This is a genomic window from Streptomyces lasalocidi (assembly GCF_005280215.1).
GTDB classification, from domain to species: domain Bacteria; phylum Actinomycetota; class Actinomycetes; order Streptomycetales; family Streptomycetaceae; genus Streptomyces; species Streptomyces longwoodensis.
Genome location: NZ_SZNQ01000001.1, coordinates 4,090,747 through 4,105,623 on the forward strand (window position 1 = coordinate 4,090,747; position 14,877 = coordinate 4,105,623).

A 14,877-nucleotide genomic window follows, 5' to 3' on the forward strand; every position below is an offset into this window, starting at 1 on the left:
TCCGATCCGGCCCGGCTCAGGGGGTGTCGGGCGTGTCACCCCCGGCGGGGGTCTCGTCCGGGGCCGGGGCGAGGCGGAGTTTTCGGGTGATGACGTCGTGGGCCAGTTGGGTGAGGGTGCGGCCCTCGGCGAAGGCGCGGGCGCGGAGGCGGTCCAGGGCCTGGTGGGCGTCGGCGTCGAACTGGGTCATCACCATGCCGACGGCCTGGTGGACCTCGGTGTGGTCCGGGGCCGGGGGCCGTGTGCGGGCGTGCAGGTCGAGCAGGGTGGCGGTGAGGGCGTCGCGGACCCGGAGGGCGGTGCGCAGGGCGGGGGCGTCCAGGGGGCCCGCCGTGTCGCGGAACAGGTCGACGGTGCCGATGGCCTGGTCGCCGACGCCCAGCGGGAGCGAGAAGACCGCTCGGACGCCGAGCTCGACCGCCTGGTGTGCGAAGACCGGCCAGCGGCGGACGTCGGGGCCGTCCGTGAGGTCGGCGGCCAGGACGGGCGCCGCCCGCTCCAGCGCCGTCTGTCCGGGGCCGTCGCCCAGCGTGAACTGGGTCTCGGCCAGCCGGGCCGCCGTGGGGTCGCTCGCGCACCACGTGGACTGCACGCCCGGACCGCCCGACAGCGTCACCGACGCGCCGCTCACCGGGAGCAGCCGGACGCAGGCCCGGCACAGGGCCTCCGGAATGTCGTCGTCCGTCTCCAACCCCTCGGCAGCCGACGCCAGTTCGGCGGCGATGCGGCGCCGCTCCTCCGCCTCGGCGGGCGCGCCGCCGCCGTCCTCCGGTGGCTCCCCGTCCGCCGGCCGCATGTCCCTCACTCCCGTCACCCCGGGTACGTCCCGCCCCTCGGTGGGCGGAACCGGTGCGTGGGCCCGGTTCCCCGCCTGCGCGGATGAAACCCGGCGGGGGCGGGAGGGCGGCCGGGGCGTCCGCGGTCGCACCGGTTCGTCCACAGGGTGTGGACAACTGTTCGGTCCGGGTCACCAGCCCGTCAGCAGGACGTGGTTGAGCAGCAGGGCGAGGGCCGCCTGGGCGGCCAGCCAGGCCCGGGGGCGGGTGAGGAAGGCGCAGCAGGGCAGCAGCCACAGGGCGAACGGGATCCAGATGCGTTCCGTCTCGGCCTTGCTCATGCCGGACAGGTCCGCGACCAGCAGGGCGGCCAGGGCGGCCGCGACCAGGAGGGCCAGCCGCCGGTCGGCGCCCGTCACCGGGTGCCGCAGGGCCGTACCGCCGCGGCCCAGGCCCGCCGCCGTCGCCGGGCCGGTGATCAGCACCGTGCAGGCGAGGTTCGCCCACACCCAGTAGCCGTACGGGCGGACGCCGCCCGCGCCCTCGTAGTACCGGGTGACCAGCAGGCGGTACGCCTCCCACCAGTCGAAGCCGGCCACCGTGAACGCCGTGGGCACCACCGCCAGGCCCGCCAGGAACAGCACCGCCCGCGGCACGGGCCGCTCCCGCGCGCCCCGCCGGCCCAGCACCACCACGGCCGCGCCGATCAGCGCGAACAGGGTGAGGCCGTACGACAGGTAGCAGGTCAGGCCGAACAGCAGGCCGGAGAGGGCGGCGCACGGCAGCGAACGGCGCGCCGGGCCGCCGGTCACCGCCAGGGCCAGACAGGCCACCGCCCACGCGGCCACCGCAGCGAAGTACGCGTCCGCCGACACCCCCTGCCACACCGCGGCGGGCGCCAGCACCAGGAAGGGCGCCGCCCGCCGGGCCAGGGTCTCGCCGGCCAGGGCCCGCACCGCCACCAGGACCGCGACGCCCGCCGTCGCGCCGGTCACCACGCACCACCCGGCCGCCCAGCCGCCGCCCCCGAGTCCGGCCCGGTCGAGGAGCACGAACGTCAGCGTCGAGGCGGGCGGGTGACCGGCGACGTGGGCGGGCCAGTTGTCGGGCGAGTGCAGCAGGATGTGCCGGGTGAAGCCGGCCAGCGCGGCCGGGATGTCGTCGAAGCGGCCGACGGAACGGAGATATTCGTTCCGGGTGGTGAGCCGGCCCGCCACGCCGCGCTGCCAGCCGTCGACCAGGGCCAGCGACAGGATCCAGGCCGTCGCCGTCGCCCAGGCGGCCGCGAGCAGGGCGGGCCAGCGCAGCCGCGCGGCCAGGACGGGACCGTACGCGACCACCGCCGCCGCGAGGACCACGGCCGCCGGGGTGCCGGGGCCGACGTGCGGGTCCCACGACGCGAGCAGCGGCGGCCAGTTCACCCGCAGCCGGTTCTGGATCGGCCGGCCCGCCAGCACGGCGGTGACCACGAGCAGCACGGCCGCGCCGACGGCGTACGCGTCCCGGCGCCGGGTGCGGTGCGCGAGGCGCGGGTCGGCGGCGGTCGACGTGTGCCCGGCGTTCACCGTGCCCCCCGTCCGTCGGCCGGTTCCGCCGCGCTGTGCAGGGCCGCGAACCGGCGGTCGTCCGCCGTCCACGCACCGGCCGGAGTCCAGCCGGGGGCGTACCGGAGCAGGGCCGCGGTCCCCAACCGCGCCCACGGAAAGGGCGGTTCGGTCGGGCCCACGTCGCTGACGCCGACCACCTGCACGTGCGTGCGCTCGTCCACGTCCACCGGCGCGGTCTCGGCGATCAGCAGCCCCCCGGGGCGCAGCAGTTGGCCCACCCGCTCCAGCAGGGCGCGCGGGTCGCCGCCTATGCCGAGGTTGCCGTCCATCAGCAGCACCGTGTCCCAACGGCCCTCCGCGGGCAGCGGGTCGAACACGGAACGGCGCAGCGCCTGCCCGCCGAGCCGCACGGTGCGGGCCACGGCGGCGGAGCTGACGTCGATGCCGAGCACGGTACCGCCGCGTGCCGCCAGCTCCGCGACCAGCCGCCCGGGGCCGCAGCCCACGTCCAGCACCGCGCCCTCGCACCGGTCCAGCACCGCCCGGTCGACCGCGTCCGCCCGCGCGCACCAGCGTTCGACGTCCAGCGGCAGCAGCCAGCCGTCGGCCCGGCGCAGGAACAGCGGCCCGCGCCCGGTGCGCAGGGCGGTGGCGTACGGGTCGGAGGCGGACCAGGCCCCCGGGGCCCCGGGGACACCCGGCACCCCCGGGAACGCCTCCCCCGTCGGCGGGTGGTGGGCCGCCGCGACCTCCGTCGCCGTACCGCCGCCGCCGCTCATGCCGCCCCCTCCGTCGCCGTACCGCCGCTGCCGCTCACGCCGCCCCCTCCGTCGTCGTACAGCCGCCGCTCACGACCGCACCCCCGGCCCGCACGCGGCGAGCCGCCGCGCGAAGCGGCCCGTCGGGGCCAGGGCGGCGACCTCCGCCGCGTCGGCCGCCGTGTCCACGTCCCGCAGGCACGGCAGCTCCCGCACCCGCAGTCCCGCCGCCCGCAGCCGCTCGCGCTGGACGGCGCCGGTCTCCGGCGTGGACATCGGCACGCCCCGCAGCAGCGCCTCCGCCGGGCCGGGGTCGGCGAGCCCGAGCGCCCAGAAACCGCCGTCGGCGGCCGGCCCGAACCAGGCGTCGCAGCCGGTGAAGTCCACGTCCAGCAGCTCGGGGGTGACCTGCGGGGTGTCCATGCCGATCAGCAGGGCCGGACCCGGCCGGTGCGCGAACGCGGCGGCGAGGCGGGCGTCGAGCCCCCCGCCGCACTGCCGTACGACCTCGATGCCGGGCGGCAGCCACGGGCCGGGGGAGCCGTCCAGCACGAGGACGCGGTGGGCTGCGGGCGTGGCGGCCGCGGTGTGCAGGGTGTCGGCGAGGGCGGCCTCGGCGAGGGCGGCGGCCTCGTGCGGCGAGTACGGCGGGGTGAGCCGGGTCTTGACCCGGCCCGGGCGCGGCTCCTTGGCGATGACCAGGAGGGTGGCGAGGGGGACGGCGGGAGCGGCGGCGGGGTGGACGCCCCGCGCGGTCGTCATGAGCGGTCCGCCGGATGTGCCGGGGCGGGCCCGGCCGGGTGTTCCCCGCCGGGCCCCGCGGAGCGCCGGGGCGCCTCCCCGAGCACACCGCTCATGTCCCGTACCGCCTGCCAGGTGCCCCGCCAGGTGCCGGTCACCTTGGAGGTGCCGGTGCGCGGGCGGTACGGCACGTCGTGCTCGGTGATCCGCCAGCCCGCGTCGGCGGCGCGGACCACCATCTGCAGGGGGTAGCCGCTGCGCCGGTCGGTCAGGCCGAGGGCGAGCAGCGGCGCGCGGCGCGCGGCGCGCAGCGGACCGAGGTCGTGCAGGCGCAGGCCGGTGCGGCGGCGCAGCAGGCGGGTGAGGGCGAGGTTGCCGGCCCGGGCGTGGGGCGGCCAGGCGCGCCGGGACTGCGGCCGGCGCCGGCCGAGCACCAGGTCGGCCGTGCCGGAGCGCACCTCGTCGACGAAGGGCACGAGCAGGGCGGGGTCGAGGGAGGCGTCGCAGTCGCAGAAGCAGACCACGTCGGCGGTCGCGGCGGTCAGCCCGGCGTGGCAGGCGGCGCCGAAGCCGCGCCGGGCCTCGTGCACGACCGTCGCGCCGAGGGCGCGGGCGAGGTCGGCCGAGCCGTCGGTGGAGCCGTTGTCCACGACGAGCGCGCGCCAGCCTGCGGGGACGCGGGCGAGGACCCAGGGGAGGGCCTCGGCCTCGTTCAGGCAGGGGAGCACGACGTCGACGCCTCGCGGCGGTGGTGGGGTCGTCGTCACGCTCTCACCCTACGAACGAGAAAAGGGCATTCCGGACAGCCGCTCCTTACGGAACGCGGACGTCGGCGCCGGGCCCGCGCCGCTCGCCGGGCCGGGTGCGAGGCTGGTGGCATGCAGCAGTCCCACGAGCGGCTGGAGCCGGCCGGACCCGGTCCCGCCCCCGCCGGTCCCACCCCTGCCGGTGCCGTTCCCACCGCCCCCGCCCCCGGCGGTCCCACCCCTGCCGGTGCCGCCTCCACCGGTCCCACCCCTGCCGGCGCCGCCTCCGCCGCCGCTCCCACCCCCGCCCGTCCCGCCCGCATCCTGGTCGTCGACGACGACCCCACCGTCGCCGAGGTGGTCACCGGGTACCTGGACCGCGCCGGCTACGTCGTCGACCGGGCCGGCGACGGCCCCGCGGCGCTCGCGCGGGCCGCCGGGCACCGCCCCGACCTGGTGGTGCTCGACCTGATGCTGCCCGGCATGGACGGCCTGGAGGTGTGCCGGCGGATGCGCGCGGACAGCGGCCCGGTGCCGGTCATCATGCTCACCGCCCGCGGTGACGAGGACGACCGCATCCTGGGCCTGGAGGTCGGCGCCGACGACTACGTCACCAAGCCGTTCAGCCCCCGCGAACTGGTCCTGCGCGTGGAGTCGGTGCTGCGCCGCACGCGCCCCCGCGCGGACACCGGCCCGCTCGGCGCGGCGGGCCTCACGATCGACCCGGCGGCCCGCCGCGCCACCAAGAACGGCACGGAACTGGCGCTCACCCTGCGCGAGTTCGACCTGCTGGCGTTCTTCCTGCGGCACCCGGGGCGGGCGTACGGGCGGGAGGACCTGATGCGCGAGGTGTGGGGCTGGGACTTCGGCGACCTGTCGACGGTCACCGTGCACGTACGGCGGCTGCGCGGCAAGGTCGAGGACGACCCGGGCCGGCCCCGGCTGATCCAGACGGTGTGGGGCGTCGGCTACCGCTTCGACCCGTCCGCCGCCGGGCCCGCCGAGCAGGAGGCCTGAGACGTGCGCGACACCCTCCTGATCGCCCTGTACGCCTTCGCCGGCGCCGCCCTGACCGGTCTGGCCGGGGCCGCCGTGCTGCGCGGGACCCGCCGCCGCTCGCTCACCGCGTCGCTCGCCGTCGTCGCGGCGGTCGGGGTGGTCGCGATGCTCGCCGGAACGCTGGCCGTGGCGTGGGCGATGTTCCTGTCCCCGCACGACCTGAAGGTCGTCACCACGGTGGTCGCCATGGCGGCCGCGGTGTCGCTGGCCACCGCGCTGCTGCTGGGCCGCTGGGTGGTGGCCCGCAGCCGTGACCTCACGGTGGCGGCCCGCTCGTTCGGCGACGGCGGCGCCTTCGCCCCGCCCGTCCAGCCCGGCACCGCCGAACTGGACGCGCTCAGCCGCGAACTGGCCGCCACCAGCGCCCGGCTCGCCGAATCACGCGAGCGGGAGCGGGCGTTGGAGACGTCCCGGCGGGAACTGGTCGCCTGGATCTCGCACGACCTGCGCACCCCGCTGGCCGGGCTGCGCGCCATGTCGGAGGCGCTGGAGGACGGCGTCGCCGCCGACCCCGACCGCTACCTCAAGCAGATCCGCACCGAGGTCGAACGGCTCAACGACATGGTCGGCGACCTCTTCGAGCTGTCCCGCATCCACGCGGGCACCCTCCCGCTGAGCCCGTCCCGGATCTCCCTGTACGACCTGGTCGGCGACGCCCTCGCGGGGGCCGACCCGCTCGCCCGGGAGCACGGCGTCCGGCTGGTCGGCGCCCACGTGGAGCCGGTGCCGGTGGAGGTCGACGGCCGGGAGATGAGCCGGGTGCTGGGCAACCTGCTGGTCAACGCGATCCGCCGGACGCCGGCCGACGGCACGGTCGCGGTGGCCGCCGAACGCTCTCCGGACGGCGTGGTGCTGTCGGTGACCGACGGCTGCGGCGGCATCCCGCCCGAGGACCTGCCGCGCGTCTTCGACACCGGCTGGCGCGGCAGCGACGCCCGCACCCCGCCCGCCGGGGCGGGCCTGGGCCTGGCGATCGTCCGCGGCATCGTCGAGGCCCACCGGGGCCGGGCCGGCGTGCGCAACGTCCCCGGCGGCTGCCGCTTCGAGGTGACCCTGCCGGTCGCGCCGTAGGGGAACGGGGCCCGAGCCCCCGAGCGGCCTCAGGGGGAGGGCACGCCGGGCTGCGCGTGGCGGAAGAGGGTGAGCAGGACCAGCAGCACCGTGAGCATCCCGAGGAAACGGGCCAGGCGCCGGACCCTGGCCGCCGGGTCCAGCTGCCGCCAGCCGGGAGCGGCCGGGGGCTCCTCGGGACACCACACCTCGCCGACGGCGTCGTCCACGTCCGCGCCGGTCGCGCGCTCGCGGGCCGACGGCTCGCGCGGTGCCGAGCGGCGTATGGCCTCCTCGGTGTCGCGGAGGAACTTCCCCCACTCCGCCTCCGGTACGGCCGGCTCCCTCACGGTCACTCCCCTCGTCCTCCTGTCCGCAGCCGGGTCGATCTCTGCCAGTCAGGACGACGGAGGGGAGGAACGCGTTCCCGCCCCCGGTCAGCGGGTCACAAGGTCACCGGGTTGCCGCCGAAGGTGACCACCAGGTGGCCGTCCGCGGCGAAGGACCAGCCGAGGGCGCCCGCGTAGGAGGTGCAGCGGGAGCCGTTGGTGCCGGTCCAGAACTGGTTGGTGGCGTCGGCGTCGCCGACGGTCTTGTCGTTGGAGCCGCTGACCGCGAAGCGGCAGGAGGTGTTGGAGCGGAAGACCGACGTGCCGGCGTCCCAGGAGAAGTTGCGCTGGGCGTTGTCGACGCCGACGTTGCTCGTCACGGTCATGGCGCCCGGGTTGCTGTTGTAGGTGAACCCGTGCTTGCCGTTGCGGTAGGCGACGCTGTGCCGGACCACGTGGTCGACCGCGATGCCGTCGCCGCCGAGCTTGTAGCCGTTGCGGTCGCCGTTGGAGTTCACGGTGCCGTCGGAGAGCGTGCCGTTGTTGTACGACAGCGAGTACTCGACCGTCACGGGGCCGATCGCGCCGGTGTCGGTCTTGGTGTACAGGTCCCAGCCGTCGTCGATGTTGTTGTGCGAGACGGCGTAGCGGAAGACGTTCCCGGTGCCGGTGGTGAGCTTGGCCGCGAAGCCGTCGGCGTCCTCGCCGTCGGAGTCGGCGTTGTCGTGCGACTCGGCGCTCAGGACGAGGTTGTCGGACGGCCACTGGCTGCTCGGCGTGGTCGACGCGATCCGGCCCAGCTGAAGGCCGGTGTCGCGGTTGTAGCGGGTCACGGTCCGCTCGATCACGTTGTGGCTGCCGCCGACGTAGATGCCGTTGTCCCCGGCGTGCTGGACGACGAGGCCGTACACCCGCCAGTACGACGCGTTGAGCTGGAGGCCGCGGTTGGCCGGACTCTCCGTCTGCGCCGAGAAGTCGAGGACCGGCGTCTCACCCGGGTACGCCGACAGCGTGGTCCGCGCCGAGGAGGTGCCGTTGCTGCCCTCCGGGACGGTGATCGTGGACGCGTAGGAGTAGGTGCCGCCGCGCAGGTAGATCGTGCCGCCCGGGGCGATCCGGCTGATCGCCGACGGCAGCGTGGTGGGCGCCGCCTGGGTGCCCGCCGCGCCGTCCGTGCCGCCCGGCGCCACGTACAGCGCGCCGCTCGTCGGCGGCGGGGTGGTGGTGCCGCTGGTCTCCGCGTCCAGGTAGTCGACGTTCGGCAGGCCGCCGGAGGTGGTCGGGTTCAGGCGGACGGTGTTGGCGCCCGCGTCGAGGGACACCGTGAGCGTCTTGGTGACCCAGGCCGACCACGCCCCGGTCCCCTCGAACGACGGCGTCTGCACCGTCGTGCCGTTGACGACCAGCGCGGCCGGGCGCGCCGTCGTCGAGCCGTTGGCGAAGCGGACGGAGAGCGTGGCCGGGCCGGCGCTCGCCGCGTTGACCGTGAACTGGGCGTAGCCACTGGTGGAGTTGGTGCCGTTGCAGAAGCCGGAGCCGGAGTAGCCCGTCCAGTCCGAGTCGATGGTGCCCTTGCAGACCGCGGGGGAGCTCTCGGCCTCGTAGCGCGTGGACGCGGCCTGCGCGGAGGGGCCGGACAGCGCGACGAGCGCGCCGGCCAGGAGGCCGACGGACGCGATGACTGGTCTCAGGTGCATCGTTCGTCTCCAGGGGGTGGTGAGTACGGCGGGGTGGGGGTGGTGCCGTGCGGTGCCGGGGACGGCGTGCGACCGCGCGTCCCCGGGGAGTGGTGCGTTCGGGTGCGTGAACGCGCGCCGGTCCGTGCTTCCCGGCTGCGCTGGAGCGGGTGCGTCGGTACGATGGGAAAGCGCTTTCTCCGGGACCGTAAGGGCGTCGCTCCGAACACGTCAAGAGACGTGTACGTGATCGGAATTCATGGACATGAACGACCGGGCCGCATGGCAGCCCGCCCGCGAACCTCACGTCCAGGTTACGGAACCCTCAATCCCCGGTGGCCGCGAGATGAGGGCGCGACGATGGGGTCATGACCCCGGCCCAGCGCGCCCTCGCCCGCCTCGAAGCCTGGCCCGACCTCACCGAGGGTCCGGCCGCCTGCGGGACAGGACGGGCGCTGCGCACCCCGCGCGCGGAGATCGTCCACTTCCACACCGACCACGAGGTGGACCTCCACCTCACCGGCGGGGCCATCCGGCGCATCGCCGCCGACCTGCGCGCCTCGACGGCGATCCGTCTGCTGCCCGGCTCCCGCTGGGTGACCGTACGGCTCGACTGCGAGGCCGACCAGCACCTGCTGATGAGCCTGGTCAGCATGGCCCTCAAGGCCCACCAGGGTCCGGGCCCCGCGGGCGTCCCGGCCCAGCCGCTCGACGCGGTCCCCGCCCAGGCCACCGCCGGACGCCCGAGCCAGGAGCCGACCGTGCCGCCGCCCACCCCGGAGTGCAACCTGCGGCGCGTCATGCTCGTGCCGCGGGACGCGCCGCTCGGCTGAGCCGGGGGCTGAGCCGGTGGCGGTGGCGGTGGCGGGGGCGAGCCCGCTCGCGCCGGTACGGTGGCCGCGGCGCCACCGGGTGGGAAAACCCCTGGCGGCCCACGGACTCCGGGCGCTAGCCTCGCCGGCGATGACGACTCACTTCGCTCAAGGAATGGGGGTCCCGTCCGCGCAAGGTGAGTGGTGACGGCCACTCCCCCCGCGAACGGGGACACCCGGTTCTCCCTCTGGCAGCGCGTGCGCGCGTTCGCCGTGCCGCCCTCCGTGATCGAGGCCGCGACCGCCCGGCGCCGTGCCGGTGACTGGGCGGGCGCCTGCGCCGCGGCCGGCGTCGACGTCGACGTCCGGCCCCGTGCCGTCGCTCGCACCCACGGCCACGACCTCGCCGCCCGTCTGCGCGACGACCTGCGGCACCTCGCACCCGACCTGCTGCGCTGGCACCTGCCGCGGATCGCCCCCGACGGACTGCTGCGTCCCGGCCTCACCCTCACCCTGGCCCGCTACGCCGCCGGCCCCGGCGACCCGTCCCCGGTGCACCTCGTCGCCCGCACCGCACCGGCCTGGGCGGACGGGGGGCAGCGGATCAGCCTGGCGCTGTGGGACGGGCCGGAGGACCGGCGACCGGCCGCCACGCCCTCGCACCCGTCCCTGTCCCCGTCCCGCGGCCATCCCCATCCCCGGCCCAGCCGGTGGTTCCGGCTGGACCTGCACCGACACCTGTGGGACGCGCGCCGGGCCGGTGAACTGGCCGCCCGGGCGGGCGCTGTCGACGCACCCGACGGCGAGCTGGTCGCGCCACCGCCGGAGTTGGCCCGCCTCCTGCCCACGGACCGGTGGTGTGCCGTCGACCGGTGGGCCGAGGAAGCGGCGCTGGTGCTCCGCGCCGAGGGGCGGGGCGGCGGCGGTGCCGTCGCCGTACGGCTCGGCGGGCGGCGTCGGCTGGTGCTCGACGTGGGTCTCGACGCGAGCGGTGCGCCCGTGCTGCGGGGCGTGACCCCGGCGACCGCCGGCCGCGCCGGTGCGCTCCCCGCCCTGCCCGACGCGGCCACCTGGGTCCTGCCCGACCTGCACCTGCTGCGCACCGGGCTCCTGGACGCGCGTGCGCTGCACCCGCTGGTCGCGTCGGCACTCGTACCGGAGCGGGTGCAGGGCGCCGGGGACGGCCCGTCACCTGCGGGGGCCAGTGGACCGAGGCTCGTCGAGTGCCGGGGGGACCGGCACCGCATCGGGCTTGCGGACGGCGTGCTCGTGCCGTTGGACCACTCGCCCGAGGAGATCCTGCGCGAGGAACTGCTGGCCGCGCTGACCGGCACCCCGCTCCCCTGTCTGCGGGTCGTCGCCGAGGCCCACCGCAGGCCCGACGACCTCGGCCTGATCCGCGAGCGCCTGGACCACGGGGACCTCGCCGGTGCGCTGGCCGTCGTGGAGGACCTGCTCGGACCGGGCGCGAACCTGCCCGACGGGGCCCTGCGGGACGAGCTGGAGACGGCCGCGCAACGACGCGTCGCCCACGGGCTGTTCCGCGCGGGCCTCGCCGAACCCGGCGGCGGGAGCCGCACCGGGTGGCGCGCGCACCCGAGGCCCACCGGGACACCGGTCGTCCCCGGGCCCCTGCCCGACCGGGCCGGACCGGGCCACCGCCGCAGCCGGGAGCACCCGTTCCGGCCCCGCCACGCCAACCGGTTTCCCTGAGCGGGCCCCGGCCCCGACCTCACTTCCCACGCTCTCCGCCCGGGTGACGCCGTCCGTCACCCCCACACGACCCCAAGGTGATGCCCATGCCCATGCCCGCGCACGCGACCCCCGCCGCAGACTCGCCGTCCACCCACTCGCCGTCCGCCCGCCCGTCGTCCACCCACTCGTCGTCCACCGCCCCCGAACCCCCCGAACTCGACGTCGCCCGGGACCTGTTGGCGCTGCTCGCCGACACCGCCACCGAACCCCGCCCCGACACCCAGCTCGAGGCGCTCACCCTGGCCGTCGCGGCCGACCTGCCCGTCCTGCTGTGGGGTGAGCCGGGGATCGGGAAGACCGCCGCGCTGACGCAGCTCGCCGAGGCGCTGGAGCTGCCGCTGACCACGGTGATCGCCAGCGTGCACGAGCCGTCCGACTTCTCGGGGCTGCCCGTCGTCGGGGACGACCCGGCCGAGCAGGGCGTACCGCTGGCCCCGCCGGACTGGGCCGTACGGCTGGTGCGGGCCGGGCGGGGGCTGCTGTTCCTGGACGAGCTGTCCACGGCACCGCCCGCCGTGCAGGCGGCGCTGCTGCGGCTGGTGCTGGAGCGGCGGATCGGTGCGCTGCGGCTGCCGCCGGGCGTGCGGATCGTGGCCGCCGCCAACCCGCGGTCCTCGGCGGCCGACGGCTGGGAGCTGAGCCCGCCGCTGGCCAACCGGTTCGTGCACCTGCAGTGGGTCCACGACCCCGAGGTCGTCGTCCGCGGGCTCGGCGGCACCTGGCCCCGCGCGACCCTGCCCCGCCTCGACCCGCGGCGGCTGCCGGACGCGGTGGACTTCGCGCGGCGGGCGGTGTGCGGGCTGCTCGCCGCCCGGCCGGAGCTCGTGCACCGGCTGCCGTCCGGCGAGGGCCGGCGGGGCGGGCCGTGGCCGTCGCCGCGCAGCTGGGAGTCGACCCTGCGGCTGGTCGCCTTCGCCACCGCGGCGGACGTGTCACGAGACGTGCTGTCACTGCTGGTCAGGGGCACCGTGGGGGACGGTCCGGGGCTCGAACTGCTGGCGAGCGTGGACCGGATGGACCTGCCCGACCCCGAGACGCTGCTCGCGGACCCGGTCGCCGCCGAGCTGCCCCGGCGCGGTGACCTGCGCCAGGCCGTACTGGACGGCGTGGTCGACGCCGTCCGGCGCCGCCCGGGCCGGGACCGCTGGGACGCGGCCTGGGCGCTGCTCGTGCGCGCGGCCGAGACCGGCGCCCCCGACCTGGTCGTCGTCCCCGCCACCACCCTCGCCTCCCTGCGCCGCGAGGACTGGGACGTCCCGCCGTCCATCGAGCGGCTGACGGGCGTGGTGGCACTGTCACGGCGGGCGGACCGGGTGGCCCGTACGGCGGGCGCGAGCGCGGCGGGCGCCGGGGTCCGCCGGTGAAGCGGGAACAGGCGTCCCCGGGGGCCGGCGCCGGCGCCCTCGACGTCGGCAAGCTGTACGCGGCCCGGCTGCACGCCGTCCGCGTGCGGCCGTACCTGGCGACCGCCCTGTTCGCGCTGCACACCGTGGAGTCGCGGCGGGTGCCGACGATGGCGGTCGACCGGCACTGGCGGTGCTACGTCTCCCCGGCGTTCGTGGACCGCACGCCCCTGGAGGAACTGGCCGGGGTGTGGGTGCACGAGGTGTCCCACCTGCTGCGCGACCACCACGGGCGCGGCGACCGGGTGGCCCGCGAGCGGGGGCTGACCGGCGCGGGGGAGCGGCTGCGCATGAACATCGCCGCCGACCTGGAGATCAACGACGACGTGTACGGCGACGGCCTCGCCCGCCCCGAGGGCGCCGTCCGGCCGGACGACCTGCGGCTGCCTGAGGGCAAGGTCATGGAGGACTACCTGCGCCGGTTCAGGCTCGGGCCGCTCACCCAGCACCTCGCCTGGCTGGACTGCGGCAGCGGCGCCGACGGCCTGGAGCGCGAATGGGAACTGGGCCCCGAGGGCGCGGACGGACTGAGCGACCAGGAGCGGGACGCGGTGCGCTTCCGCGTCGCCCGGGGCATCAAGGGCCGCCCGGGTGACGTGCCGCGGGGCTGGCGGCGGTGGGCCGAGGAGGCGTTCCACCCGCCGCAGCCCTGGCGGGAACTGCTGGGCGCGGCGATCCGCTCGGCCGCCTTCGGGGCGGGCACCGGCGACGACTACAGCTACGGCCGCCCGGCCCGGCGCTCGGCCGGGCTGTCCGGGGTCGTCCTGCCCGCCCTGCGGCGCAGACCGCCGCGGGTGGCCGTCGTCATCGACACCTCGGGCTCGGTCAGCGACGCCGAACTGGGCAGCGCGCTGCTGGAGGTCACCGCCATCTCCCGGGCCGTGGGCGGCCGGCGCGACCAGGTCGGCGTGGTGCCCTGCGACGCGGCGGCCCGCAGCGTGCACCCGCTGTGCCGCGCCGAGGGCATCCCGCTGGTGGGCGGCGGCGGCACGGACCTGCGCACCGGCTTCGCGACGGCACTGCGCGGCCGGCCCGCCCCGGACGTCGTCGTGGTCCTGACCGACGGCCAGACCCCCTGGCCGGACACCCGCCCGCCGTGCCGGACGGTGGTGGGCCTCTTCCCCCGCCAGGAACCGGGCGGTACCTGGTGCGAGGACGACCCCGACTACGTCCCGGACGGGCCGCCCGCCTGGGCACGGACGGTGGTCATCGGCGGCGGGGGCGGGGACGGGAGCAGGCCCTGAGGGGCGCCGGGCCCGCCCCCGCCCCGGGTGCCGTCCCGCCCCGCGCGTCTCCTAGGGTGCGGCCATGACCACCTCGCAGGCGTACCTCTCCGAACTGTTCTCCCTCGACGGCCGGGTCGCCCTGGTGACCGGGGGCAGTTCCGGCATCGGGCGGGCCGTGGCCGAGGCGCTGGCGCGGGCCGGGGCGCGGGTCGTGATCGTGGCCCGCAGGGAAGCCGAACTGGCGCGAGCCGTCGGCGAGCTGGAGGCCCTGGGCGCCCGTGCGGCCTGGGTGAGCGCCGACCTGGGCACGCGGGCCGGGGTCCGCGCGGCGGCCGAGGAGGCGGCCGCCGCCTTCGGGGAGCCGGACATCCTCGTCAACAGCGCCGGCGTCAACCTGCGCCCCCCGATGGGCGAGGTGGGCGAGGACGTCTGGGACACCACCCTGGCCGTCAACCTGGAGGCGCCCTTCCTGCTCGGCGAGCGGTTCGGCCCCGGCATGGCCGAGCGGGGCTTCGGGCGGATCATCCACATCAGCTCCCAGCAGGCCCACCGCGCCTTCGTGCAGAGCGGCGTCTACGGCGTCTCCAAGGGCGGCCTCGAATCGCTGGCCCGCTCCCAGGCCGAGGCGTGGTCACCGTACGGCGTCACCAGCAACACCCTCGTGCCGGGCTTCGTGATGACTCCGCTCAACGCCCGCCTGTCGTCCGACCCCGAGCGGGTCGCCGCCCTCGCCGCCCGCACGATGGTCGGCCGCAACGGCCTCGCGGAGGACTTCGCCGGGGCCGCGGTCTTCCTGGCGAGCCGGGCCTCCGCCTACGTCACCGGGCAGTCCCTGTTCGTGGACGGCGGGCTCTCCGTCCACTGACGCACCCTCCCTTGACCGGGCCGCGGGGCGACGGCAGGGTGGGAGCGCTCCCGGGCGCGGTGTCCGGGGCCGTCGCCGTCCGGGCCGTCATCTCCGTCGCCGTCATCGCCGTCATCGCCGTCGTCGCCGTCGTC

14 protein-coding genes are annotated in these 14,877 nt (G+C 76.9%); 7 read left to right on the forward strand and 7 right to left on the reverse strand.

Annotated features, from left to right (window positions below; genetic code table 11):
- Positions 1–16: 16 nt before the first annotated feature.
- The 5 genes from E4U91_RS18325 to E4U91_RS18345 form a co-directional block, all read right to left on the reverse strand.
- On the reverse strand, positions 17–796 hold the full coding sequence (locus tag E4U91_RS18325) for a GAF and ANTAR domain-containing protein (RefSeq protein WP_137307864.1): 780 nt from the start codon (positions 794–796) through the stop codon (positions 17–19).
- A 171-nt stretch (positions 797–967) separates the two neighbouring features.
- Positions 968–2,341 (reverse strand): hypothetical protein, encoded by a 1,374-nt coding sequence (locus E4U91_RS18330; protein ID WP_422070901.1) that lies wholly within the window; start codon positions 2,339–2,341, stop codon positions 968–970.
- A complete protein-coding gene (locus E4U91_RS18335) occupies positions 2,338–3,102 on the reverse strand; it encodes a class I SAM-dependent methyltransferase (protein WP_137307865.1) in 765 nt (254 codons plus the stop codon). The genes E4U91_RS18330 and E4U91_RS18335 overlap by 4 nt, the downstream gene beginning before the upstream one ends.
- Positions 3,103–3,171: 69 nt before the next feature.
- Positions 3,172–3,843 (reverse strand): TIGR04282 family arsenosugar biosynthesis glycosyltransferase, encoded by a 672-nt coding sequence (locus tag E4U91_RS18340; protein WP_137307866.1) that lies wholly within the window; start codon positions 3,841–3,843, stop codon positions 3,172–3,174.
- Positions 3,840–4,589: a glycosyltransferase family 2 protein gene (locus E4U91_RS18345; RefSeq protein ID WP_241678622.1), complete on the reverse strand. Its 750-nt coding sequence runs from the start codon at positions 4,587–4,589 to the stop codon at positions 3,840–3,842. The genes E4U91_RS18340 and E4U91_RS18345 overlap by 4 nt, the downstream gene beginning before the upstream one ends.
- A gap of 111 nt (positions 4,590–4,700) precedes the next feature.
- Here E4U91_RS18345 and E4U91_RS18350 point away from each other — a divergent pair, with 111 nt between their 5' ends.
- Positions 4,701–5,585: a response regulator transcription factor gene (locus E4U91_RS18350; protein WP_137307867.1), complete on the forward strand. Its 885-nt coding sequence runs from the start codon at positions 4,701–4,703 to the stop codon at positions 5,583–5,585.
- A 3-nt stretch (positions 5,586–5,588) separates the two neighbouring features.
- Entirely contained in the window at positions 5,589–6,698 is a 1,110-nt protein-coding gene (locus E4U91_RS18355) for a sensor histidine kinase (protein ID WP_137307868.1), read from the forward strand.
- A 29-nt stretch (positions 6,699–6,727) separates the two neighbouring features.
- On the opposite strand, the gene E4U91_RS18360 is transcribed toward E4U91_RS18355, so the two are convergent.
- Together E4U91_RS18360 and E4U91_RS18365 are read right to left on the reverse strand one after the other, a co-directional pair.
- Positions 6,728–7,033 (reverse strand): hypothetical protein, encoded by a 306-nt coding sequence (locus E4U91_RS18360; protein ID WP_137307869.1) that lies wholly within the window; start codon positions 7,031–7,033, stop codon positions 6,728–6,730.
- An 89-nt stretch (positions 7,034–7,122) separates the two neighbouring features.
- A complete protein-coding gene (locus E4U91_RS18365) occupies positions 7,123–8,703 on the reverse strand; it encodes a carbohydrate-binding protein (RefSeq protein ID WP_137307870.1) in 1,581 nt (526 codons plus the stop codon).
- Between the two features lie 347 nt (positions 8,704–9,050).
- Between E4U91_RS18365 and E4U91_RS18370 the strand changes: the two genes are divergently transcribed.
- The 5 genes from E4U91_RS18370 to E4U91_RS18390 all read left to right on the forward strand — a co-directional run bounded on the left by E4U91_RS18370 (position 9,051) and on the right by E4U91_RS18390 (position 14,743).
- Positions 9,051–9,515: a luciferase domain-containing protein gene (locus tag E4U91_RS18370; RefSeq protein ID WP_137307871.1), complete on the forward strand. Its 465-nt coding sequence runs from the start codon at positions 9,051–9,053 to the stop codon at positions 9,513–9,515.
- Positions 9,516–9,695: 180 nt separating this feature from the next.
- Positions 9,696–11,207: a hypothetical protein gene (locus E4U91_RS18375; RefSeq protein ID WP_422070902.1), complete on the forward strand. Its 1,512-nt coding sequence runs from the start codon at positions 9,696–9,698 to the stop codon at positions 11,205–11,207.
- Between the two features lie 86 nt (positions 11,208–11,293).
- The gene (locus E4U91_RS18380) at positions 11,294–12,613 is read left to right on the forward strand and encodes an AAA family ATPase (RefSeq protein ID WP_422070903.1); all 1,320 of its coding nucleotides are present in this window, start codon (positions 11,294–11,296) and stop codon (positions 12,611–12,613) included.
- Positions 12,610–13,896 (forward strand): vWA domain-containing protein, encoded by a 1,287-nt coding sequence (locus E4U91_RS18385; protein WP_168218132.1) that lies wholly within the window; start codon positions 12,610–12,612, stop codon positions 13,894–13,896. The genes E4U91_RS18380 and E4U91_RS18385 overlap by 4 nt, the downstream gene beginning before the upstream one ends.
- A 64-nt stretch (positions 13,897–13,960) precedes the next feature.
- A complete protein-coding gene (locus tag E4U91_RS18390; RefSeq protein WP_137307875.1) occupies positions 13,961–14,743 on the forward strand; it encodes an SDR family NAD(P)-dependent oxidoreductase in 783 nt (260 codons plus the stop codon).
- Positions 14,744–14,877 lie beyond the last annotated feature (134 nt).